The 26,488-nt window shown below is 35.3% G+C and carries 12 protein-coding genes; 10 read left to right on the top strand and 2 right to left on the bottom strand.

What is annotated here, in order from left to right:
- Positions 1 to 95 precede the first annotated feature (95 nt).
- The 5 genes from SOM12_RS10525 (at position 96) to SOM12_RS10505 (ending at position 7,994) form a co-directional block, all read left to right on the top strand.
- Complete coding sequence (locus SOM12_RS10525; RefSeq protein WP_320493396.1) at positions 96 to 1,319, top strand: dicarboxylate/amino acid:cation symporter; 1,224 nt, start codon at positions 96 to 98, stop codon at positions 1,317 to 1,319.
- Between the two features lie 112 nt (positions 1,320 to 1,431).
- Positions 1,432 to 2,832 carry a pyridoxal phosphate-dependent decarboxylase family protein gene (locus SOM12_RS10520; protein ID WP_320493395.1) on the top strand — a complete coding sequence of 467 codons (1,401 nt, stop codon included), beginning with the start codon at positions 1,432 to 1,434 and terminating at the stop codon, positions 2,830 to 2,832.
- A gap of 287 nt (positions 2,833 to 3,119) precedes the next feature.
- Positions 3,120 to 5,483, top strand: coding sequence for a TonB-dependent receptor (locus SOM12_RS10515; protein ID WP_320493394.1), 2,364 nt, complete (start codon positions 3,120 to 3,122; stop codon positions 5,481 to 5,483).
- A 24-nt stretch (positions 5,484 to 5,507) separates the two neighbouring features.
- A complete protein-coding gene (locus SOM12_RS10510) occupies positions 5,508 to 6,737 on the top strand; it encodes a DUF4374 domain-containing protein (protein WP_095928051.1) in 1,230 nt (409 codons plus the stop codon).
- A 99-nt stretch (positions 6,738 to 6,836) separates the two neighbouring features.
- Entirely contained in the window at positions 6,837 to 7,994 is a 1,158-nt protein-coding gene (locus SOM12_RS10505) for a PepSY-associated TM helix domain-containing protein (RefSeq protein ID WP_320493393.1), read from the top strand.
- A gap of 303 nt (positions 7,995 to 8,297) precedes the next feature.
- On the opposite strand, the gene SOM12_RS10500 is transcribed toward SOM12_RS10505, so the two are convergent.
- Together SOM12_RS10500 and gldA are read right to left on the bottom strand one after the other, a co-directional pair.
- A complete protein-coding gene (locus SOM12_RS10500) occupies positions 8,298 to 10,418 on the bottom strand; it encodes a TonB-dependent receptor domain-containing protein (protein ID WP_320493392.1) in 2,121 nt (706 codons plus the stop codon).
- Between the two features lie 374 nt (positions 10,419 to 10,792).
- Entirely contained in the window at positions 10,793 to 11,689 is an 897-nt protein-coding gene (gldA, locus tag SOM12_RS10495; RefSeq protein WP_095928048.1) for a gliding motility-associated ABC transporter ATP-binding subunit GldA, read from the bottom strand.
- 148 nt (positions 11,690 to 11,837) lie between these two features.
- Here gldA and SOM12_RS10490 point away from each other — a divergent pair, with 148 nt between their 5' ends.
- The 5 genes from SOM12_RS10490 (at position 11,838) to SOM12_RS10475 (ending at position 26,487) form a co-directional block, all read left to right on the top strand.
- A complete protein-coding gene (locus tag SOM12_RS10490; RefSeq protein ID WP_248729255.1) occupies positions 11,838 to 12,422 on the top strand; it encodes an outer membrane beta-barrel protein in 585 nt (194 codons plus the stop codon).
- Between the two features lie 224 nt (positions 12,423 to 12,646).
- Positions 12,647 to 13,234: an outer membrane beta-barrel protein gene (locus SOM12_RS10485; protein WP_320493391.1), complete on the top strand. Its 588-nt coding sequence runs from the start codon at positions 12,647 to 12,649 to the stop codon at positions 13,232 to 13,234.
- A 336-nt stretch (positions 13,235 to 13,570) separates the two neighbouring features.
- Positions 13,571 to 16,525, top strand: a complete 2,955-nt coding sequence (locus tag SOM12_RS10480; RefSeq protein ID WP_320493390.1) for a T9SS type A sorting domain-containing protein — start codon at positions 13,571 to 13,573, stop codon at positions 16,523 to 16,525.
- 67 nt (positions 16,526 to 16,592) lie between these two features.
- The gene (locus tag SOM12_RS24175; protein ID WP_422653669.1) at positions 16,593 to 16,664 is read left to right on the top strand and encodes a hypothetical protein; all 72 of its coding nucleotides are present in this window, start codon (positions 16,593 to 16,595) and stop codon (positions 16,662 to 16,664) included.
- Positions 16,665 to 17,208: 544 nt separating this feature from the next.
- Complete coding sequence (locus tag SOM12_RS10475) at positions 17,209 to 26,487, top strand: RHS repeat-associated core domain-containing protein (protein ID WP_422653668.1); 9,279 nt, start codon at positions 17,209 to 17,211, stop codon at positions 26,485 to 26,487.
- Position 26,488 lies beyond the last annotated feature (1 nt).

Genomic DNA, 26,488 nt, shown 5'->3' with positions numbered 1-26,488 from the left:
CTGTGGCAAAAAATAACCAATCAATTTTTGCAATCCTTTTTTGAGTACTTTCATTTTATTATTAATCTTTTCCGAATTATAATTCTCTACAACTTATGGAAGTTAAGAAAATCAATTTTTTGCAGAGTTACAGCAGTATTTTATGGCTTCTTGGCGGTATTATTATTGGAAGTATTTTCGGATTGGTGTTTGGAGAAGATGTTTTGATTATAAAACCACTTGGGGATATATTCCTGAATTTACTTTTTACAGCCATTATTCCGCTTATATTTTTCACAATCGGTTCTTCGGTTGCGAATCTGGAACGTACAGAAAGGTTAGGAAAACTGTTTGTTATAATGGTATTGGTTTTTCTCGCAACAATTCTGATTTCTGCCATTGTAATGATTTTTGCTGTTTATCTTTTTCCAATTCATGAAGATATAGCAATTGCGAAAGTTCCGTTTGAAGAAGTAGCGTCAGGATCAGCGGGAGATCAAATTGCCAAACTGCTTACAGCAAATGATTTCTTCGAATTATTGTCTCGAAAAAGTATGTTGGCGTTGATTATTTTTTCTTTTTTAGTGGGTTTTGCCACATTACAATCAGGAGAAAAAGGAAACGCATTCAAGAGTTTTCTGGATTCTGGAAACGAGGTAATGAAACAGCTTTTAAACATCATCATGAAATTTGCGCCAATTGGTTTAGGAGCGTATTTTGCTTATCAAGTTGGAGTCTTCGGGCCACAATTGCTAGGAGTTTATGCAAAACCAATGGCAGTTTATTACGCTGCTTGCATTTTCTATTTCTTTGTGTTCTTTAGTTTATATGCACTTGTCGCTGGCGGAAAAAGAGCTTTTAAAGTTTTTTGGAGCAATAACATAATGCCTTCTTTAACCGCTATAGGAACCTGTAGTAGTATAGCGACCATTCCTGCCAATTTAGCGGCAGCAGAAAAAATGGGAATTCCGGCACATGTACGAAATCTGGTAATTCCGCTTGGCGCACCTCTACACAAAGACGGTTCGAGTATGTCATCCATCTTAAAAATAACCTTTTTGTTTGCCATGTTTGGGAAAGATTTTACAGATCCGATGACGATTCTTTTAGCACTCGGAATTACAGTTATAGTTTCAATTGTCGAAGGCGGAATTCCAAACGGAGGTTATATTGGAGAAATTTTAGCCATTACTGTTTATGGTTTTCCGATGGAACAAGCTTTGCCGGTTGCCATGATTTTAGGAACTCTGGTTGACCCAATTGCTACTTTATTAAATGCCAATGGAGATGTAATCTGTTCTATGATGGTTTCACGATTCTCCGAAAAGACAAAGTGGTAGCTTCACTACAAATTTCCAATTCTTAAAATAAATACTAAAAACAACTTATCTCGCGTGAAATGGCTTCGACTTCGCTCAGCTTGACAATGCGTGATATAAATAACTATATAATATGAATTCAAAATTACAGCACGATCTCGACAATTTTGAGAATATCTTAGAAAAAACAAAACAGCAAGGAATTGATTTTTTGAGTAATATCGATAACATTCCAACCTCTAATACTTATTCAATAGATCCTAAAACGGAGCTAAATGAGCTAGGATTAGGATCTATTGAAGCTTTAAAGGAATTTAATGAAAGATTGGCTCCATTGATGGTTTCCTCGCCTGGTCCACGATATTGGGGATTTGTAACAGGGGGATCAACTCCCGCTTCTATTGTTGGAGATTGGCTGGCATCAGTTTACGATCAAAATACTCAGGCGGTTAAAGCACAGGGCGGAGCATCTGCATTAATAGAATTCGAAACCATCAATCTATTGCTGCAGCTATTAGAGCTTCCAGATACATTTTTAGGCGGATTTGTAACAGGTGCAACAATGTCCAATTTCACCAGTTTAGCAGTTGCGAGACAATGGTTTGGAAAACAGTATGGAAAAGATTTTGCCAAAAACGGAATCTCTGAAACCATTAATATTTTAACGGCGACTCCACATTCTTCCTCCATAAAATCATTATCGATGTTAGGAATTGGAAGCCAGAATTATACAGTTGTAAAAACAATTGAAGGTAATCGTGAAGCTTTGGACATTGCCGATTTAGAAGAAAAGATTAAAGCGCTAAACGGAAAACCTTTTATCCTTATTTCAAGCGCAGGAACAGTAAACACCGCCGATTTTGATGATTTTGAAGCCATCGCCAAACTAAGAGAAAAATATAATTTCTGGTGGCATATTGATGGTGCTTTTGGCGGTTTTGCGGCAGTTTCAGAAAAATACAAACATTATGTAAAAGGTTGGGAAGGAGCAGACAGTATTACGATTGATTGCCATAAATGGTTGAATGTTCCATACGAAAGTGCTTTTTATTTGGTTAAAAAAGAGCATGTTAATCTGCAAATTGAAACATTCCAAAATTCTAATGCGCCTTATTTAGGGAATCCTTTAGAGAATTTTAATTATCTGAATGTGCTTCCTGAAAATTCACGCCGTTTGCGTGCGCTGCCGGTATGGTTTTCGCTTAAAGCCTACGGAAAAGAAGGTTTTAGAGATCTTATTGAAGATAGTGCGGCATTGGCTTTACATTTTGCAAATGCTTTAATAGAAAATGATTTTGAGTTGTTGGCTCCAATTCGATTAAATAATGTTTGCTTTACATTAAAAGGAGAACACAATCAGGAAAAAGTAACTCCCTTTTTATCTGCTTTGAATGATACTGGAAAAGTATTTATGACGCCAACAGTTTATCAGAACAAAAAAGGAATTAGAGCTTCATTTGTGAATTGGAGGACGAATGAAGAAGATATTAGAATACTAATTAAAGAGATGAAAGATCTATTAGAAATCATTTAATCTGAAACATAATTAACCCATTTTAGAAACCTGCTTACTAAGCAGGTTTTTTTATTTTTTGTAAGTTTTTTTATAAAAGCGATTTTAAATTTCTGATTTTATTTTGATTTTTTTTAATGTGATTTTAATCTAAAATTAATTAAATCTTAAGAAAGTATCTTTTTTTTAGAAAAAAATCATTTTTTACGTTAATAAAAACTTTTATTTAGAATAATTAAAAATAATTTGTTAAACCTGATTGTTGATGTTAATTTTGTGCCAAATTTAATTTAAACTAATTTTAAATAATGCAGATTAAAAGAATTGTAATCCTGTTATTACTGATGCTTTCTTCGGTTCAGGGTTTCTCGCAAAACGGCAAAGTAGTTTTAAGTGGAGTGATTATGGCAGACAATGGTCAGCCGGCAGAAGGAGTTTCTGTAGCTCTAAAAGGAACCAATTATGCAGCCCTTACAAATGCAAATGGTGAATATGAAATTACTGCAGAACCAGGTAATTACACTTTAGTAGTTAATTATGTTGGTTATAAATCCAAACAGACCAAAATCAATTTACTATCCAATCAAACTGCGCCAAAAATTACTATCGAAGAAGATATGGCGGCTTTAGATGAAGTTCAGGTAACTGGAAAGTCTAAAATTGAGCGAGTTAAAGAACAGCCTTTTAATATTGCAGCAATTGATTTAAAGAAAACATATAATTCTTCAGCAGATTTAAATCAAGTATTAGGTACAACTACTGGAGTTCGTATTAGAGAAACAGGAGGAATGGGCTCTGATTTTAAATTTTCATTGAATGGATTTTCAGGGAATCAGATAAAATTCTTTATGGACGGAATTCCAATCGACAGTTACGGATCTTCATTTACCCTGAATAACATTCCAGTAAACATGGCAGAGCGTATCGAAGTTTACAAAGGAGTGGTGCCTGTTGAGTTAGGTAGCGATGCCTTAGGAGGAGCGGTAAACATTATTACCAACCAATCTGTAAAAAGATATATTGATGCATCTTACAGTTTTGGATCTTTTAATACACACAGAGTTGCTGTAAATACTAGATTTACGGGTAAAAATGGTTTAGTTGCTAATATTAACGCATTTGGTAATTATACCGATAACAGCTATAAAATTACTGCGACTACCTCTAATCCCGATGGTACATTTAACCCAGAACAAGAATACAAACATTTTCATGACGGTTACAAATCTGGAGCTATTATGGCTGAGGTTGGAGTAAAAGGAAAGAAATATGCAGATTATTTGTTGATTGGCATGATGGCTTCAGCAAATAAGAAAGAAATACAAACGGGATCTACTATGCAAAGAGTAGTTGGACAGGCTTTTAATGATAGTAAAGCTTTTGTGCCTTCCCTAAAATTCAAAAAAGACAGTTTATTCACTAAAAATTTATCGGTAAACTTCATTGCTTCGTACAATGTCGTTCAAAGCCGTTCTGTAGATACTTCATCTTATAGATATCAATGGGATGGGAGTAGTACGCCAAGTGTAGTAAGCAATAGCGGAGGAGAGTTAAATGATGAAAAAACGATTTATGTTTACGATGATAATTCTTTTCAAGCTAATACTAACTTCAAGTATGATTTGAATGACAGGCAGTATTTTGCTTTTAATTATTCTGTTAATACTTTAAAAAGAAAAGAAGATGATGAAGTTCGTGAAATTACTAAACCAGGTTCTCCAGTAGTAAACAAAAACATTTTAGGACTTTCTTATAATCTTGCTGCATTTGACAGAAAACTATCTGTAATCGCATTTGGAAAGAAATATTTCTTGAATACCAGTATGAATGTTTTAGAATACATTAATGGTAAAAATGTCTATACGCCACTTAAAAGCTCTTTTGATGATATAGGATATGGAGCAGCATTAGCGTATTTTGTAACAAGTGAACTGCAATTGAAAACGTCTTACGAGCATGCATATCGTTTGCCAACAGGCGATGAAATGTTGGGAGATGGTTTAAATCTTAGACCAGCACCGACTTTGAAACCAGAGGCAAGTGATAACTTTAATGCAGGACTTGCATACAAGAAAGCTTTAGAAGATCATTCTTTTGGAGTGCAAGGAAATTTCATTTATAGAGATGCAAAAGATTTTATCCGAATCCAGACTCAAGGATTTCAGTCTATTTATCAAAATGAATACAGTGTAAGAGTTACTGGTTTTGATGCTTCTTTGCATTATGGATATAAAAATTGGCTGACAGTTGAAGTAAATGCTACTCATCAGAAAACTATTGACACCAATAAATTTGACCCTCCTGGATCTAATATTATCAATTACAATAATGGTTCTCAGCTGGCAAATGTTCCTATTTTTTATGCTAATGCAAGTGTTGGTTTAAACTTTAGAAAACTAAGAACTTCAGATGACAATTTATCAATTAATTTATTTACAAATTACATTGATGAATATTACTTAGTATCAACAAAAAATGGAACTCCTGACAGTAGAAAAACAATTCCGGAGCAACTTACACAGAATATTGCCGCTTCTTATGCTTTTCAAAATGGAAAATACAATATCGGAATAGAATGTAATAACGTCGCAGACACAAAAGTCTATGACTATTTTAAAGTGCAAAAACCAGGAAGATCTTTCGCAGTTAAACTTAGATATTTTTTAAACTAATTATATAATTTTAAATTGAACACAATGAATAAAAGAATTAAAAATCTTTTGGCTTTAGCAGTATTGCCTGCTCTGTTTTTTTCATGCAGCAGCGATAATGATAATTCAGAGGTAAGAAATCCAGCTGATGAAACGTATGTGCTTTCATATCAAACAACTGATTGGGATGTTTATGTTTGGCAGTTTGAATCTGTAGATGAATTGATGACTGGATCAATCAACATGGTTGGTAAAGGTATCGAGCAAGCAGGAGCTTTAGTTCCGGTTGCAAACACATTTTTTGCTTTAACAGGAAATGCAGAAGGGTCTGTTGGATATTACCTTAACACAGAAGGTAAATTAGGTACAACGGCAAACTTATTTACAGGAGATAGTTATGCTTACGGAACTACTGATGATAACAAATTGGTTATGATTAATTCTCCATGGGATGCTAGTTCTACTCAAAATGAAATTTTAATTTACGATCCAGCTACAGTTACAATTTCAAAGCGTGTTTATGATGACTTTGCTATTTCTAACGGACACTTTTTATGGCCAACTAGTGTAAATGTATCAGGAGATAAATTATTTGTTTCGACATTTGAGCGTGATAAAGACTGGAAACTTTACCAAGAAAAAGCAGTTGTAAAAGTTTACGAATATCCATCTTTAAAATACTTAAAAACTCTAGAAGATTCTCGTACTACAGCAATTGGTCAATATTATACTAATACTGGTATGGTACAAACAGAATCTGGAGATATTTATACTTTCTCTTCAAATTCAGTTTTATGTGGTTATACACCAACTGCGTCTCACTCAGGAATTCTTAGAATTAAAAAAGGACAGTCAGAATTCGATTCAACTTACTTCTTCGACTTTGAAACAAGTTCTCTAAAAGGAAAAGTTTTATCTGCTTATCCAGCAGGTGGAGAAAAAGTATTAGTTAACTACATTCCTGCAGATATTGACGCTGCACAACCAAACTGGGGATTCTTAAACTATAAATCTTTCAATTTAAAATCTGCTATCATCGATCTTAATACAAAAGCAATTACGCCAGTTACAGGATTGCCTGATCACGCTGGAGACAATTATTTTGGTTTCGGAAGTGCTTTAATTGAAAGTGGTAAAATTTACAAAAGTTTTGTAACTAATACAGAAGGACGTGTTTATCAAATTGATATTGCAACTGGTGTGGCAAAAGCAGGAGCTTTAATTACAGGCGGAGTTGATTTGCCAGCAATCACAAGATTGACAAAAAAGAAATAAGCAGTTACACAATTTAATTTTTACATAATTAAGACCATACAATTATTGCTTTAAAGCATTGATTGTATGGTTTTATTGCGTCATTAAACTAGGAACAAAATGAGTGTTATTAAATCACCAAAACCAAAATCAAAAGAGAAATCTCGATTCAGTAAAATTAATGCCTGGTTGCATCTATGGCTTGGACTTGCTTCTGGAATAGTAGTTTTTATAATGGGAATTACAGGCTGTATTTTGGTTTTTGAACATGAAATAAAAGAATTGACTTCTCCGTGGCTAAATGTAGAAGCACAAACTCCAGATAAAGTTTTGCCTCCTTCTAAAATTTATGCTGCAGTAAAAAAAGCCTTGCCAGAAAAGGATATTCATGGAGTATGGTATAATGGTTTAGATAAAACAATAAAAGTAGATATAGAATCTGATTCTTTGATTTATGTAAATCCTTATAACGGAAAAATAACCGGAATGGTCGATCATGAAGATTTTTTCCATGAAATTGATGAAGGACATCGCTATGTTTGGCTGGGCAGAGAAGTAGGAACTGCAGTAACCTCTTGGGCAACTCTTATTTTCTTCTTTTTATTAATAAGTGGCATCATTTTATGGTTTCCTAAAAAATGGAATAAAACAGGAATTAACAATAGTTTTAAAATTAAATGGAGTGCCAAATTTAAAAGACTGAATTATGACCTTCACAATGTTTTAGGGTTTTATTCGCTTCTTTTGGCATTTTTAATTGCGTTAACCGGATTAATAATGAGTTTTCATTGGGTACGAGAAAGCACTTACTGGATTACAGGAGGTTTTGGCAATGAAAAAGCAAAGAAAGAAGTGGTAGCCGAAATAAAATCGGATACGCTCTTAAAACCTAAATATGATATGCTTACTTCGGCTGATATTATATTTAATAAAGTCAGAAACGAGATTGCTAAGCATAATAATGAAGCGGTAATTATTCATTTTCCAGACGAGCCAAAAGATGACTTTTACGCTTGTACCGATATGCATAACGGAAATTGGAGAGATTTATATTTTGATCAGAAAACATTGGAATTGCTTCCAAAATCTAGAAAATATATAGGCGACGAGAAATTCCACGATTGGATGAGCCGCTCAAATTATAGCCTTCACGTTGGTGCGATTGGCGGAATAACAACTAAAATCCTCTATTTTACAGCTAGTTTAATCTGCGCTAGCTTGCCAATTACCGGTTTTTATATTTGGTGGGGAAGAAAGAAAAAAACAAAGAAGAACTAAGAGCGTTTTCAACAAAATAGTAAAAGTCTTTTTGAAGCGAATAGCTTTAAAAAGACTTTTTTATATCCCAAATTCCAAATTCCAAATTCCAAATTCCAAAATCCAAATTCCAAATTCCAAAATCTACAATCTACAATCCAAAATCTACAATCTACAATCTACAATCTACAATCTATAATCTATAATCTATAATCTATAATCTGCAATCTTATACAATCCAAAAATAGAAGAGCCTGTTTGAAGGAACAGGCTCTTGACTAACACAAAAAAAAACAAAAAACAAGGTATTTAAAGAACGAAACTTTATATACGGTATGTAAATGCAATTGTCGCTATACGATTGTCAAGATCATATCTTTTATCAATAGTAGTTTGCGCAACAGCAGATTTAATGTAGAAATTATTGGTATTGAAAACATCAGTAAAATTGAGTTTGATATTCCCTTTTTTAGCCAAAACTTGTTTAGAAATCCCAATGCTAAAATCAAAGAAACCATCTCTTTGGTAAATTCCAAGATTAGATTTTGACTGGTATTGTGCGTTTCCTTCTGCTTTCAAGGTTTCGGTTATAGTAAAAGAGTTTTGAACACTCAGATTGATTGTCATAATAGGATCAATTGTATTGCTGTTTAAAATTTGCCCCATAAATTTATTTTCAAAAACATTCAATAAAGTGTTGACAGACCACCATTTGCTTAACTCAGAAGTATTGGTAATGTTAACTCCATAATTGTATGATTTATCAACGTTTATTTGAGTGGTAACGGTTGTATTCGTGTCTGGATTGTAGTTGTACACTTCTGTAAAAACATCTTTGGTGCTATTGAAATAAAGAGAAGCCATAAAATTACTTTTCCAAGCATAACCAATTTCCATAGCGTGGGTAATCTCTGGAATCAAGTTCGGATTTCCTTGCGAGTAATTGAATGAATCATCGTAAAAACGGAACGGATTCAAATCAAACTGGCTTGGTCTATTGATTCTTTTGCTATAAGATGCATGTGCAGAATGATTACTCGTGAATTCATATTTTAAAGAAAGACTTGGGAACCATTTCAAATAATCATCTTTGTGTTCTTCATTCAATGTTTTCTGATCAATATTGATTGCGGTGTATTCGCTTCTTAATCCAGCCTGAATATTTAATTTTTCTAACTGATATTTGTAGTTGGCGTAAGCGGCGTAAATCTGTTCATTATATTCAAAATGATTGGTCGAGTTAAAATCAATAAGCCATTCGTTGTTATCATAATATTCGTAAACAGACGGATTATCGTTGTTTTTAATGCTGGCTTTAAAACCCCATTCAATAGATTGTTTTTCCTTGAACGGATTTACAAAATCGACTTTTCCTGTAAAGACTTTTAATTGAGAAGGAATATAACCGCGACGATCGTTTACAACAGTAGCATTTGCCGTATTATCGGCACTTTGAAATTGATTAGATCTAAACTTCGAAGTTTCATATTCAAAATCAAAAATCATATTTTTTCCTTCGTCATTAAATTTATGCGTACCAGAAAAAGCATACGTATAATCGTTCCATTTTTCTTTACTATCATTGTAAGTCAAAGCATCAAAAATGGGCTGATTTGAGGTGTTGAACACTTTATTTGTTCCGTCCGCCATATTTTCATAGCGTCCGATTTTGGCATCAACATAGAACTCTAAATTGGTTTTAGGCGAAACCTCATATTGAGTTCCAACCTTAAAATTATTAGAAGTCAAAGGCTCATCTGTTATAGAAGTTTGGTGATTGGTAGAAGCAATTTCCTGATGCGTAAGATTTGTATATTGAGTCTGATTGAACTGTTTGTGTTCTTCTTCGCCACGGAAAGTATAGCTGTAATTTCCGAAAACGCCCCATTTATCTTTATTGTAGTTTAAATAGAAACCCGAATTGGTTCTGTTTTTTCGACCTCTTCCGTAACTCGCAAAAGCAGTACCTTTTAAACCGGCTGAGTTTGGTTTTTTTAGTATGATGTTAATAATTCCAGCTTTTCCAGCTGCATCGTATTTAGAAGAAGGATTTGTAATTACTTCAATTTGTTTGATGTTCGATGAAGTTGTAGCTTTTAGATAATTGGCCAATTCTTTTTGAGAAAGCTGTGTTAGTTTACCGTTAATCATTACGGCAACGCCTTGTTGTCCGCGAATGGACAAATCGCCATCTTGAGACACAACAACGCCTGGCGCACGTGATAAGACGTCAAGCGCGGTCCCGCCTTCAGAAACGATGCTGTTTTCGACATTAAAAACAAGACGATCCGATTTTTGAGTGTAAAGTACTTTCTTTTTACTAATCACAATTTCATCTAAAGCATTTATAGTGGTTTCAACAATACTATCGGTTTCTTTTTCTGTTTGAGAATATCCATCATATACCGAAAAAGCAAGCATAAGAGAGGTTATAATTTTTTTCATGTTGTTTAAATTTGGCTAATTCTAAACCGAGATTTAGAACATAATAATCTTTTGTAATTTTTAAAATCAGAGTTTATCGCAGTACAATTTGTTCTAATTCGTCTGATAATCTTTTTCGAAGATGTATTACTTGATTTGGAACAACAGAAATAAGTTTTTTAAGAGTAAGGAGAATAGGTAACATACCGTGGCATTTAAAATTTGATTTGCCAAATATAATACTATTTATAACAAGTCTAAATAAAAATAGAAATTATTTTTATTGAAAAACCCCTATTTTACTGATTTGCAGAAAAAAGAGAATAAAAAAAGCGGTTTGTTTTTAAATAAAACAAACCGCTTTCTAACTGAAAACTGAGACTGCGACTGAAAACTTACTTAGTAATTTCTCTAAAAACAGCTTCCAGATTTTTATTTTTCTGATTGAGTTGTAAAGTTTTTAATCCATTTTCGTTGGCAAAGTCAAAAATAGCAGGGCGCATATCTTTCTCTGTAACAAAAGTTAGCTCCCATGTCATGTCATGCGTATTTATATAAGAAGAAATATTTTCTAGTCTAGCCAAAAGCTGTTCTTCTACTTTGTAATCAAACTCTACTTCAATTACTTGCTCTTTATTGGTAGTAACTAAATGATCCAATTTATTGTCTGCAACGATTTGTCCCTTGTCAATAATTATGACACGATCACATATTGCTTCAACCTCTTGCATGATGTGTGTCGATAAAAAAACAGTTTTATTTTTCCCTGCATTTTTAATCACATTTCGAATTTCCATTAACTGGTTAGGATCCAGTCCAGTAGTTGGTTCATCCAAAATTAAAACTTCTGGATCATGAAGCAGGGCATTTGCCAATCCAACGCGTTGGCGGTATCCTTTAGAAAGCTGTCCAATCTTTTTATGACTTTCGGGTGTCAGTCCTGTCAGTTGAATTACTTCTTCAATTCTTGATTTTGGCACGTTGTAAACATCAGCATTAAATGCCAAATACTCACGAACATACAAATCCAAATATAACGGATTGTGCTCTGGTAAGTAACCAATCGAGCGTTGTACCTCTTTTGCGTTTGTCATGACATCGTGACCATTTACAAGGGCTGAGCCACTATCGGCAAGTAAATAAGTGGTCAAAATTTTCATCAAAGTAGATTTTCCAGCTCCGTTTGGACCAAGAAATCCTACGATTTCTCCTTTCTCGATTTTAAAAGAAATTTCATTTAGAGCTTTTTGCTCTCCGTAACTTTTTGATATACTGTTTACTTCTATCGACATGACTTTTTATTTGTTACAAAAGTAGCGAGAAATAGTTTCGATTGCTACAAATTTATCTCTTAAAGTAATTATAAAAAAATTGGACAGCCCAGTATTCACGGCATCGTTATTGTTAAAGGAATGCTAAAATTAAAATAAAACCCAAATCATGAAAAAAATTCTAGTGATGGCTGCTTTAGCTATCTGCAGTTTTGCAAACGCACAAAAAGGTACAATCTTAGTTGGTGGAAACATCGGTTACACTTCTGAAAAATCAGAATACAGATTTAGCGAAGATAAAACAAGTACATTTACTTTTTCTCCAAAAGTAGGTTACCAATTTAACGATAACTGGACAGTAGGAGGAGAATTTGCAGTAAGTTCATCTAACAACGAAACTACAGCTGGTATCGAAGAAAAAAACAACAACTTCAAATTAGGAGCATTTGTTCGTTACTCTGTGCCATTAAGCCAAACTTTTGCAGTTTTTGCTGATATGGGTGCAGGTTTCCAAACTCAAAAAGACAAAGTATACGGTCCTGGAAATGCTTTCTCAAAATACAAAGGAGACGGTATGTATGTTGGAGTAACTCCAGCTCTTTTCATCAACATGAAAAAAGGTTTTGGTCTTAACTTCAGCATTGGTGGTTTAGGATACGAAACTTTAAGCTATGACAATAATGGAGCTGATTATAGTAAATTCTACTTCAACTTTGGTCAAACATTTAACATTGGAATCTCTAAAAACTTCTAATCTTAGTTTTTATATTCAATTTCAGAAAGCGCTCCATTTGGAGCGCTTTTTTTATGCTCTAATTGTAAATTTATTGTTTACGAATTTGTAATAAAAAACGCAATTATTGCTAATGTGTTTAGAATGTATTAAGTAACTGTAAATGTTTGGTTTTTCGATTATTATTGATTGTCTGATGGCATTGTTGTTGGTTAATACCTACAAATTTTAAATTATAAACCATTATGAAAAAAATGCTACTTATTCTTGCATTGTCAGTTTTTGGCTTTGCAAATGCCCAAAAGGGAACAATTTTAGTTGGAGGAAATATTGGTTATACTTCTGAAAAAACGGATAGAGAAATTGCATCAGCAAAAAACAATTTTTTTGAGTTTTCTCCAAAAATCGGATATCAATTTCATGATAACTGGACAGCTGGAGTCGAATTTTCGATACAATCTTCAAAAAGTAATCTTGGAGAGGGTGAAGGTAAAGCGAATACTTTTAAAACAGGAGCTTTTGTACGTTATACAATGCCATTGAACGAAACTTTTTCAGTTTTTGCCGATTTGGGGGCGGGGTTTCAAAATCAAAAAATCAAAAATTACGAAAATGGATCGCTTGTGTCAGAAAATAAAGCTGATGGTTTTTATACAGGCATCACTCCGGCTCTTTTTATTAATATGAAAAAAGGTTTTGGCCTAAATTTTAGTATTGGTGGATTAGGATACGAAACATTAAACTATGATATAAGTGGCAGTGATGTTAATTATAGTAAGTTTTTCGTCAATTTTGGAAAAACCGTAAACATAGGAATTTCTAAAAATTTCTAGTTTTAGATTTTAACATTATTTAATCTTATCAAGCATCTGTCGTGGCAGATGCTTTTTTTATTTGCATAATCCAAAAAACCGAAATCTATTAATTCAATCTTCTCTTAACAAATACAGCTTTAAACAGTATTTAATTTTAGATTCCTTTTTATTTTTTTTCAATATGGCATTCAATTTTAGCAAATGAGATCGAATGATAAGCCATCGTAATGAACTTCTTTATTTTTAAATAAATAAGAAAAATCACTCAATTTTATTTTTTAATTCAAAAAAATAACATAAAATTGTAAGAAATTTATATTATAAAAAAAATACTGTTGTTTATAATGAAGCCTTATGAGAAAAATTAAAAGCCTACTGATTTTAAGTTTTATTATGTTTTTTAATGTTAAATCCTTTAGCCAGTCTCCTGGAGGTATTTCTGGATTTCAGGCTTGGTTTAAAACTAGCCGTCAGTCTAATGGATACTTCAAGTGGCAGGATTTCAGTGGAGACTCGTCTAAATTAAATAACTGGAATACTAGCACGGAGTATTATAGTTATGGTCGATATTTTAATTTTAATGAAGCTCTTTATCTTGATGGAGGGAGCAGACAGTTTTTCTTAAATCAAACCAATTTACAGCAAGGAACTATTATAGGGTTGTTTGGTTATACAGCAGCTTATTTCAATTATGAAAATATTTTATTTGGTATAACAGGCCGAGCTAACGAAGGAGCTATAATTACTAATGATAAAGTAGCCAATAGTACCGAAAGAGATGGGGAAACCCTAGATTATGGCAGTACTAACGGTGAAGATTTGTACCGTAAACAAGACAATAGTGAAGGAACAGAAGCAAAGTTTAGAGAACGTTCCTTAAAAATTGTTTCCTATTATCAATACCAGCAACCTAACATTTCGGTGTGGGGCGAAGATCAAAAATCAAATTTGACTTTGGGTTATGGTTACCTTAATACTGCAAACGGGTTAGCTACTTATTCACTAAAAAATTTTAGCAATAATTTTTACGGCTATATACCGGAATTATTGGTTTACAGTCGCGTTTTGAATCCTCTTGAACGTCGAAAAGCAGAGACCTATCTAGCCATAAAGTATGGTGTAAGTTTAAGTAATTCTTATATCTCCAGTGACGACAAACTACTATGGGACTTGGATGCCAATAAAACATATAACAATCGAATAACCGGAATTATGCGGGATGATATAAGTGGCTTAAATCAGCCATTTTCTACCACAAGTTATGAAGAAGGACCTTATTTTTCTGATGGCTATGATTCTTATCAGGAACCCAATTATAAAGATTTATCTACCCGTTATCGCCTGTTGGCAATGGGACAATTTCCTGGGAACGATCTTGCAGACAAAAGTGCAGCTTTATGGGGAGATGATAATGGTGCTTTAGTCACACAAAATTCTGGTGGAATTGCAGGAATTAAACGAATGACAAGAACGTGGAAACTCGTTACAAATACTTTGCCTCCCACAACAGAACAAAAAATACTGCTATTTGTTAGTAATGGTTTAGATGTAGATTCAAATTTTGGAAAAGCAACATTTACCAACAAAACGGCATCTAGTACAGGAGTAAGTGTAACAAAAACGCCATTGCTAGGAGCAAATGGCTATATGGAATTTAAACCAGTAGCAATAGGAAGTTCAATATTCGTAAAATTTGGATCTCAAAGCGGTGTTGCAGGTACACAAGATTATGGTGTAAGAATTGATCCCAATGGGGCAATTTATGCAATAGAAAACACTAAACAACCCTATAATTTAGGGACAATAATTGCTAATTATCATAAAATTACCATTGAGAAAAAAGGAAATGAAGTTGCTATAAATATCTATAACCCAATTGGCAATAAAGATAGTGCTACAAAAATCCTGACGATATTACCTTCAGATGCTAATAAGGCTTTTTATGGGGCTGTTTTGTTAGAGAAAAAGACAACAGATTTTTCAATAAACTTAATTCATGGTGGTTTTGCAGCCACCGGTTCAAAAGTAGAACTTTCATATGATAGTTCAAGAGCGGCTGAATTTGCAAACAATACTGATCGAAGTTTTCTAATTATAGACCGCTCGGGTACTGGTACTTTTGAGGTTGAAAATGTAGAATATTATCCTGTTAGTGATATAGATCAAAATAGAAAGAAAATTGTTTTCAATAATGTCATTTGGGATGCAGATGGCAATGGAAAAGATGTTTTTTCTTTTGGATATAAAGACGCTACAGTTAAACTAATAGCGCTGGAAGATGGGATTCCTCCTAGTTGTGCAAATGGTGTTTTACAGCAGGATGGAAAAATTAATATTGAAGTAAAAGAAGGCATTCCAGGATATAAATATACTCTAAATAAAACAGGAATTGCCACGATTTTGAAGGCAGATACTTTTTATGATTCTAAAATAACAATAACAGATCTGGAAGCAGGTAGTTATGATTTGACATTAGAAATGATAGGAACCAATTTTGAAAGATCAGGAGGAAGCAGTCAGGTTGGTGTAACCACAACTACTTCATTGCCAGCTGGAGGAAATGGAAGTTTAGAATGGGCAGTAATCGATTTTGCTTCAGATAAATATATTGGTTTTATCAATCAAAAAACGACAAAAACATCGGCGGTATTAAATTATGGTGTTCAGATCAAAAAAGATCAATTGTATTTCTGGAATAAAGGAGTCGCATCTGCTACTTCTTTAGCGACATTAACTAAAGGCAGTAAAATAAAACTGGAAATCCAAAATGGCATTTTACAATGTTCTGTGGATGGTATTCTGAAAGGAACTCAAAATATCGCGACTGCAGATGTAGGATTAACTTATTTTGGGTTTGTCGCTCTTGATGCAGGCAACAATGCAATTTACAATTTAGTCCATACCGGTTTTGTAACCAGTCCAGCCAAGCTCGCTTGGGGAACAGCAACGTATCTAAATATCACAGAAGGTGATGGTGTCTCAAGTAAAGTAACACAAAAAATAATACTCACAGCTCCCGAATGTAATGAAATTCTGCCTCCAGTTACACCGGTAGTAACAGACAACCTTGTTGTGTCGCCGGTACCTTCAAAAGCAGGGGCGAATTTTAATATCAATGTCAAATTAAACAATCCTTCAGAGGTGATGGTCTTGATATTTAATACATCAGGAACCTTAATACAGCAACTGCGTAATCCTCAATTGCAAAAAGAAGCTGTAATTACCACCAGTCTTCCAGCACCAGGAATTTATCTTATAAAAGTTTTGACAACAGAGGGTGAGTTCTCGAAATCAATCATCATCAATTAGACATCAAGTCAATAAAAATTAGTTATACGCCAAAACCAGTAAAAATGGAAAAGAAAGAAAACTTAAAATCAACAATACAGAGAATCACTGCAAGTGTTCTGGCCGTTATAATATTTGGGCAGAGTGCTCTCGCTTATAATTTTAAATCGGCAACAGAAGTATTTTTTAATGCATCTTCTAAAAGCAGTTCCAATAATAGTGCAAAACATACTAAATCTGCTGGGGCATCAAATCAATCAGCGTCCAATAATTTAGTAAAAAAAACAGATAAAACTTTTGCAAAAGTAACTCAGGAAATTATTTCTGCTGAAGAAAAAGCAGGAGTTATTGGAGTTTACGCAGGCAAGCTTTTAGATAATCCGGCAGACAATATTTTTCATTTTAGTCTTAAAGAAAAGCCAGCATCAGAAGACCGTGTGAAACTGGTTTACGAATTACAAGGAATTTCAGATTATCATGGGGCAGCTATAAGTATCAATGATGAATTTTCAAGAGGAGGAAACTGGGTGCAAAAAAGCGACCAGTGGAGCCAGCAGGAACAATATATCAGTGCCTCAAGTTTACATCTTGGCGATAATACAGTATTATTTTCACTTCCAGAAAATGCTTCTTACGGATATCAGGTTCGTAACTTATCTATAATCATAGAGAAAGGAAAAGCAAAATCACTTAGGTTAGATAACATGACAGCCTTAAGTTACAAAGGCGAAAGCTATATTAGTGGTTTTGTTGATGGATTATCTGCGGACAGCAAAATTAGTATTGACGGAAAAATGATTCCGCATTATAATGGATTTTTTGAAACGGTTCTGCCAATCGAAAACAATTCAAAAGCAACAGTAACGATAACGGCTAACGGCCAGACTTTACAACAAAATATTATTGTAAAACCTGTTTCGGTAATGCATCAGGAACCCTTAATGAGTGTTCTTGCAGGACAAGCTAAAACATTTGTAAAAGGCCAAAAAATGATGCTTTCTGTAGGAGCAGCAAGTATCGAAGTAAATAATACAGCTTTATTAGAAAATAAAACATTAAGTATTACACCTTTGCGATCTTTAGATTTGCCTGCATTAGATCCTACAATGACCAATTTAACCAACGGAAGAGGATATCGTTTTCTGCCTCATGGCGAACATTTTGCAGAGGGAGCCCTAGTGAAATTAGGATATAATAAGGAATTGCTGCCTCCAGGCTATACGGAGGAAGATATCCGTACCTTCTTTTTTGACAAAAATACAGGACACTGGGAAGCTTTGGAGCGCGATAGTCTTGATGTTGCCCATCAGATTATTATTTCTAAAACAACTCATTTTACAGATATGATCAATGGTGTTATCAAAACACCAGAATCTCCCGATACACAAGGCTTTGCAGCAACGATGATGAATGACATTAAAGCAGCAGACCCAACCGCGGCAATTCAAATGATACAACCGCCAACAGCCAATCAACAGGGTTCAGCCAATTTAAGTTATCATATTGAGGTGCCACCAGCACGTAATGGCATGCAACCTGATATCAATGTTACCTATAATAGTGACGGCGGGAGTGGCTGGCTAGGAGAAGGCTGGGATATACAAATTCCAAAAATTGCAGTAGATACCCGTTGGGGAGTACCGCGTTTTAGCCCTACAGAAGAAACAGAAACCTATAGTTTGAATGGTGTAATGCTAGTTCAGATGGACAATCAAAAACCAAGTGTGGCGCACCGTGGAGATAAAATTGCCCGTAAGAGTGGCGATGTTCAATTTTACCCGAGAAATGAAGGTCGCTTTAGTAAAATCATTAGAAAAGGGACTGATCCTAAAAGTTATACGTGGGAAGTAACCGATAAAAGCGGTACTGTTTATCAATACCAACAACAGCTAAAAGGAGGCAACGGAAATATTGCCGAATGGTATCTGACTACCGTAACAGAGTTGCATGGAGATTATATCAAATATAATTATACTAATGCAATAATGGAAAATACGGGAGATAAGCTTTTATCTCAATCAAAATACTTGAGTTCTATTGTATGTGGCACTAAAGAAACTACCACACAAACTACTATTTGGTTTAAAAGTGGATCTACAAAAACAGTTAAAACAAATAGTGGACGATATGGTTTTTTAACTTCACAGCAAAAGTTATTAACTAACATTACGGTAACTCAATTTGAAAAAACGTTACGCAGTTATGATTTTGTCTATAAAAAAGACGATGGAGCCTTCAAGAAAACCTTATTAGAAAAAATAGTGCAGAATGACGCCAGCGGAGCCAAATTCAACGAGCATGTTTTTGACTATTATGATGATGTAAAAGCAGCAGAAGGATATGTGCCTTTTAATAGTAATACAGAAGATTGGAATACTGGAAATGATAATGTGAGAGGGAATGGTGTGATTACTAAAAATGAAATTACTAAAGATAATGTTATTTTTAATGATAAAATTTCAGCACTTGGCGGGGGAGTTTCTACTTCTGAAGGGTTTTCTTTATTTGTAGGTGTTGGTCCGAATGATGGGGGATTAAATTCTACGAGTAATACCGTGGGAGCAAGTTTCTCCTATTTGCCATCCCAATCAAAGGGACTTTTAGCACTGGTAGATATTAATGGTGATGGTTTAGCAGATAAAGTTTTTAGCGAATCGGGTAGAATTTATTATCGTCCAAATACAGGAAGCAATACTTTTGGAGATAAATTAGAAGTTCATGGAATTTCCAGAATTTCATTCACCAAATCAAAAGCGACAAGTTATGGCGCAGTGGCAAAAATTGGATTTGCATCTGCCGTTGCAACAGTAGGAACCAGTTATGAAAATAGTACGACTACTACCAGTGCTTATTTTCAAGATGTTAATAATGATGGTTTAGTAGATTTGGTACGAGATGGCGTGGTATATTTTAATCATATTGTGGATCTTAACGGTAATGCAATACCAACTTTCACTACTTCAAGTTCTGATACTGCCAGTCCAATAAAAGGAGGCGGAAAAATAGATAGCAGTGTAACAAGAGTAGATCCTGCAGAACAGGCAGAAGCTATTGCCAATTCTCCTTTACAAGATGTGGTTAGAGTGTGGGAAGCGCCTTTTGATGGAACCATAAAAATAGAAAGTACAGCTACGCTTATACCGCCAACAGGAAATTATGATGAAGCAGAATATGCTTTGGCAGATGGTGTGTTTGTGGGTATTCAAAAAGGAGGAATTCAAATTGTGTCGCAACAGCCTTTAACCAAAACAGCTCCTTCAGCCAATCTTTCTGTTCTCTCGCAGACAATAACAAAAGGAGAGAAAGTATATTTTAGAGTACAATCAGGTCGTACAGATTTGGCAAATGGAGCTTTTGATCAGGTCGATTGGAATCCCGTAATCACTTATACCGATGCAAACAGAACCAATTTACCAACAAATCCTGATGGGCAGCAGCGTTTTAGCTATAAAGCCAGCGAAGGTTTTGTGGTAGAAAACAGCACGACAAATGTTATCATTCAGAAGCCTAACGAAGCAGGAGCCATACAAGTAACTGGAATTTTTACAAAACCAGTAACCAGCGATGTAATTCAGGTCAGTCTTTTGGGCAAAAATAATTCAGGAACATTTGTTACCCTTTGGTGTAAAAACTACGCTGCAACAGATGTTGTAAATGGAATATTGACAGCGAATACTGTTTTACCAGCTATTACTGCAGATTTTCAGGAATTAAAAATTGCCATAACCAGCGAGACAAACGTAGCCTGGGACAAAATAAACTGGGATGCGAAACTAACCCATTATCCTTTGGGGAATTTTACAGCGATAATGCCAGCACCTTCAGATGTAAATTGTACAGGGGCAAATTCAGCAGTTATTACTGGAACATCAGATTATGAAACGGTTCCTTTTAAAGACTACAGCATTTTTGCCAGTCATTTAATTGAAGGTAAAATCTATACTGCTACAACTACTGGAGCGCTAACCTTAGTGCCTAATTTAACGGCAGTTAATACAAATGGAATTTCTTATAAGGTAACATTGTCTGCTAAAACAAGTACAGGTGTTTTATTGGGCAAAAGTAATTATACGATGCTAAATGGAGTGCTCACTGCTCCAACACCACTAACGGTTATAGCAAATGCAGGAGATCAAATCTGGATTGAATATACTATTGACGATCGTTTAGCATTAGGGACAATTCCAGCATCTGCCAATACAACAGCAACAGTAACGGCAAACGGAACTCCCGTCGTGGCTGCAGTATTTGCTCCAGTTCTAGCCGATACAGAGAAATTTGGGCCAATGCAGCGCCATTGGGGACAATTTATTTATAATGCTATGGATGGGCGTTATAATAAGACTATTGATGAGAGCAAACTGGTATTGCCACAATCGGAAAGAGCAGAAACAGATCCTAGAAAGATGATCTTTAATATGATGACTCCTGATGTAATGACTAAAAAATACTGGTCAGGAGCAGACAATCTAACTTATATAAATGGAACTGTAATTTCAAGTTCTCGTTTAGGTGAGGATAATGTAGTGCTTACAAATCCATTAGACGGATTGAATGCAGGAGAAGTAAACACAAATAATCCTTATTGTGCAGAAGGGGCTGGTGCAGCTGGAATTAACAAAGTAACCAAATCTCAAAGTATATCAATACAGGCAGGAGCAACGCCCTTAACAGCTAGTACAGCAACAGGAACATCAGAGGTTATTACTGATTTTCAGGACATGAACGGCGATGGCTTTCCTGATATTATTACCAAAGCAAATATCCAGATGACCAATAGCAATGGTGGTTTTGATGGTGAAAATATTGCGATTAATGGAGGACATAAAAGCAGTCATGAAGCTTATAGTTTATCTGCTGGAGGAAATGCCTTCTTCTCTAGTGAGGTCGCAACAGCAAGAGCAGAATTCAAGAAAGACAAATCAAACAAAGCTGCCAAAAGCGCTTTAAATAAAGCTAAGGCAGAATCTTCATCATTAACTATAAGTGGAGGAATAAGTTACAATAAAGAAGCAGCGGTACAAAGCTGGACAGATATAAATGGTGATGGCTTGCCAGATAAAATATTGAGCGATAAAAAAGTGCAGCTTAATTTAGGTTACAGCTTTACAGAACCAATAGACCTTGGTTTAGAAGATATTTCTAAAGGGGAATCGATATTTCCAAGTTTTGGTTTGGGGGTTGATTTTGGTTCTTCATCTATAAGTGCTGGTTACGGAATTTCGAAAAATATTAGTTGGAATGATTTCAGTTTGCAGGATGTAAATGGAGATGGATTAGTAGATCAAGTATTTAAGAACAATTTGGTTCGTTTAAATTTAGGAGATCGCTACAGTGCTCCAATGCCATGGAACGGATTAGATGTTTTAGGCCAAGTTTCTTCTACGGCTGAATCGCTTAACACAGCCTATACGGCTGGTGTGCCAATACCAATTATTCAAATAAAAGTAGCGATTAACCCTGGAGTAAGTGCAGGACTTTCAAGTAACCGTGTAGAAACCCAATTACAGGATATTGACGGCGACGGATTCCCAGATTATTTAACCTCGACTACAGATGATCTGTTAAATGTAAAACGTTCTACTATTGCACGTACCAATAAATTAAAATCAGTTCATACGCCATTGGGTGGGGAATTTATAGTAGACTATAGCCGCAGTACACCAACTTACGATCATCCGGGAGGAAAATGGGTCATGCAGAGTGTGGTGGTAAAAGACGGAATTGCAAGTGACGGTCCTGATATGAAAACACAATTTGCTTATGCAAAAGGGAGATACGAACGCCATGAAAGAAGTTTCCTTGGCTTTGGCGAAGTGAAAACACAAAACATCGATACCGAAAATGGCGATAAAGTATACAGAACAGTAACCCAAAACTATGATGTGTCCGATTATTACAATGCAGGACAATTACTAAGTTCTGTTCTGGAAAGTAATGAAGGCGTAAATGCTGTAGCCAATACTGGAGCAAAATATACAGAGAGTACTCAGGATTATTATTCGTATGCCGTAAAAGCAAGCGGAGACAAATACGATTTTACGCCTATAGCTAAAATTTGTTCAGACAGAGGAGTGAGTTTTAACCCTGTTAAAAATATAACTTCATTAGCGTATGAAGGTGGAGTAGCACCTTTAAAATTAAGCGAAATTCACAATGAATATTATGTAGGTTCAGGAGATTTTGGAGATCTAAAAAGTTATAGTTTTAAAGATAACAGTACCGGAAATTATAAAACAGAAATTGGATATACTACTAATTTGTCTAAACATATTTTAGGACTTCCAATTAGCAGTAAAGTCACTATGAATGGGATAAACGTACATGAAGTCAAAGCGGCTTATGATATCTATTATGCTAATCATCTTACAAAGCTATCTCAGAAACTCAATGACAGCCAATGGGCAGTTACAGATATAAATTATGATCTATACGGGAATATAGTACAAAAAACACTGCCTGCAAACTATAAAAATGAGCGTCCGTTTTACAAATATCGTTATGACAGGTATTATAAAATGTACGTAGAAGAAATCTCCGATAATTTTGAATACCGCAGTTATGCCCGAGATTACGATTACCGTTACGGAATTGCCTTAGAAACAGAAGATGTAAACGGTTACGTGATTAAAAAAGAAATTGACGAATTTGGTCGTCTGACCAAAGTTCAGGGACCAAAAGAAGCAGCAGCAGGACAACCGTATACGATTATGATGGAATATTTCCCGACGACTATAGTATCTAACGGAAACATCAGCAGAACGGCTTATGCGAGAACCAAACATTTTGACGCGCAGCACCCGAATGATCCTATTGAAACGGTGACTTTTGCTGACGGACTTGGGAGAGCGATTCAGGTGAAAAAAGACGGAGCAATTACCGACAATAAAACACCTGACCAGCAGAGTGATGTAATGATTGTTTCGGGACGTGCGAAGTTTGATGCCTTCGGACGCGTAAAAGCGGCATATTACCCGCAGACTGCACCGCTTGGCGACTGGAATAAATTGATGGACAGTTTTGATTCGGTTGAGCCGACTAAAACTACGTATGATATTCTGGACAGACCAGTAACCACGACTCTGCCTGACGGTGCAGAAACCAAAATGGCGTACACCATTGAAAGCGGTTTATTGAAAACAGAAGTAACCGATGCGTTGAATAATACCAATTCAAGCTATGCCAACGGATCTGGACTAACGATGAAAACCTTGGATGCCAACAGTGTAATGACGCAGTTTGGTTATGACGGAATTGGAAGAAATATTACCGTAACCGATGCTCAGGGACAGCAGACATTGAGCAAATACGATCTAGCCGACAGAAGAATAGAAGTCGTGCAGCCGGATGCAGGAAAAAGCACGTTTAAGTTTGATGCTTTAGGCAATTTACTGGAAAGGCAAACGGCAAATCTGGAAGCCAAAAGCAAAAAGATTACTTATGAATACGAGTTTAACCGATTAACCAATATTCATTATCCGGAGAATCCTCAGAACGATGTGCGTTATGTTTTCGGTTCTAAAAATGAAAGCCAGAACCGCAAGGGAAGATTGATTCTGATGGAAGATGCCACAGGAGCGCAAGAGTTTTCATATGGCGTGATGGGAGAAATTGAAAGCATTAGAAGAACGGTAATTGTACCTAATTCTGCTGTAGCAACCTATGTAACAAGCTGGAAATACGACAGCTGGAACCGTCTGCAGGAAATGATTTATCCGGATCAGGAGAAAATAAGTTATACCTATAATTCAGGCGGATTATTACAGGCGGTTGCAGGTAAAAAAGCCTATAGTTACAATTATGTAAACAAAATTGGCTACGATAAATTTGAGCAGAGAAGTTACCTGAAATACTGCAACGGAACCGAAACCAAGTACAATTACGAGCCTCTGAGAAGAAGACTCGATAATATGACCGTGGCTTCGGGAACTGGTTATCAGGGAACCAATACGTCGAGAATGTTCATGAACAACAACTACCAGTACGACAAAGTAAGCAACGTGCTGAATGTAACCAACAGTGCTGCAGGCGTAACCAATAAAATGGGCGGGATCATGGCGCACAATTACAGTTACGATAATTTGTATCAGCTGATAAGTGCCAACGGAGTCTACACGGGAGCCGACCAGAAAACGGCCAATTATAATCTGGAAATGAAATACGATGACCTGCACAATATTGTGAGTAAAACACAAAACGTGATGCAGAACAAAGTTTCAGAAACAGGCGCACTCAAAGCAGGTTATACGTTGAATTACAATTATAACGGCACGAATAAACATCAATTGGAGAATGTAACGGAAACGGAATACAGAACGAAAAACACAGACCCAAAAGTCGATAAACAGAAAAACAACAAATATGTTTACGACAAAAACGGTAACATGATTTATGTAAATACCGAGGAAGTAAAACTTGATGGAAAAGTGGCTGAAAAAGCGCAGGAAAAGAAATTTATCTGGGACGAAGAAAACCGTTTAGGAGCGATTGATATTAATGGTTACGTTTCTAACTACACTTACGATGCAGGAGGTGAACGTGTAACGAAAATGTCAGGAGGCGGGCAGGGAATTTTTGTAAACTCTGTTTTTGCGGGAGGTAAAACTTCTACATCAGACTTTACATTGTATGTGAATCCTTATTTGGTTGCACAAAATGGCGGGCGCTATACCAAACATATTTATATTGGAAGTCAAAGGATTGTGAGTAAACTTGGAGATTTTGACAGCTACGGAGCAGATCCACGACGTGTTGAAAAGGCTGGAGAATCATTCTCAGGAGTGAAAGTGAATTACGATGCTAAATACAAGAAATCTCTAGAAGTTGTAAAAGCGAATTATGATACTTTTGAAGTGCCTTACTATGGTTTGGACAACAATGATTATGTAAATGGAATTGGTTTCTGCTGCAATCCTTCTGGGGAAAGTTCTAGTTCTTCTAGTTCTACAACTGGTAAACTTATGGCTGGTAAAAATGACAATGCTGAGCTACAGCAGTTTTATTATCACCCTGATCATTTGGGAAGTTCATCTTATATCACTAATTTAGACGGCGAGGTTGTTCAACATGTCGAATACGTACCTTTCGGGGAAGTTTTCTTGGAAGAAAAGAATGCTAAATGGAATACACCGTATTTATTCAATGCAAAAGAGCTAGATAAAGAATCTGGGCTGTATTATTTCTCAGCTCGTTATCAAGATCCTAAACTTGGAATCTTTATATCGGTCGATCCATTGGCGGAGCAATATGCAGGATATTCTTCGTATGCTTATGCTCTTAATAATCCTGTAAAGTTTACAGATCCTTCGGGGATGAGTTCAGAGGACGGTATTGATCCTCCAGCTAAATCTAAAAAAGCTGATACGACTTCGAGACTTGATGGTTATAATAGGACGGTTAGTGAGTATAATGCTAACTTCAATAACAAAGTAGATACATTTTTTAGAGAAAATCCATTTCCACAAGTTGCAGATGGAGTACATGATTTGCTTAATGGAATAGCTACTTTTGTAAGTGATGGTATAGGTCTAACCGATGCGTTAGGCATGAAAAACAATACTCGTGATGCAATTGGTGGAGTAGTAAATACAATTGCTAGTACTCCAAATATGAATAATGAGCAACAAGGTGCTGCATTAGGAGTGTTAGCAATAGTTGTGACGGAAATTGCAATTACTGAAAAGGTTCCTGTTTCACAAGGGCTGAAAATATCAAGTTTTAAAGAAGCTTCAAAGGCTATAAAAAGTATAGAGAAGGGAAAACTTAATATTAGAGTAAATACAGCAACAGAGGCAAAAAAATTGTTGCAAGAGAGAGGAAATATGAACAGATATAAAAATTATACGAGAACACCTTATACTAAAGGTTATGAAGTTCATAATGTTAAAAATGCAAGAGAAGTTGGTGCGGGAAATGATCTACAACATATAAAATGGTATGATGGAAAAGCACAAGGACATATATATTACAACATCCCAAACTAAC

It is taken from the genome of Flavobacterium sp. CFBP9031, assembly GCF_034044945.1.
Taxonomy (GTDB): Bacteria; Bacteroidota; Bacteroidia; order Flavobacteriales; family Flavobacteriaceae; genus Flavobacterium.
Note: the sequence above shows the minus strand (reverse complement) of the source record. Positions and strands in the feature narration are given on the sequence as shown.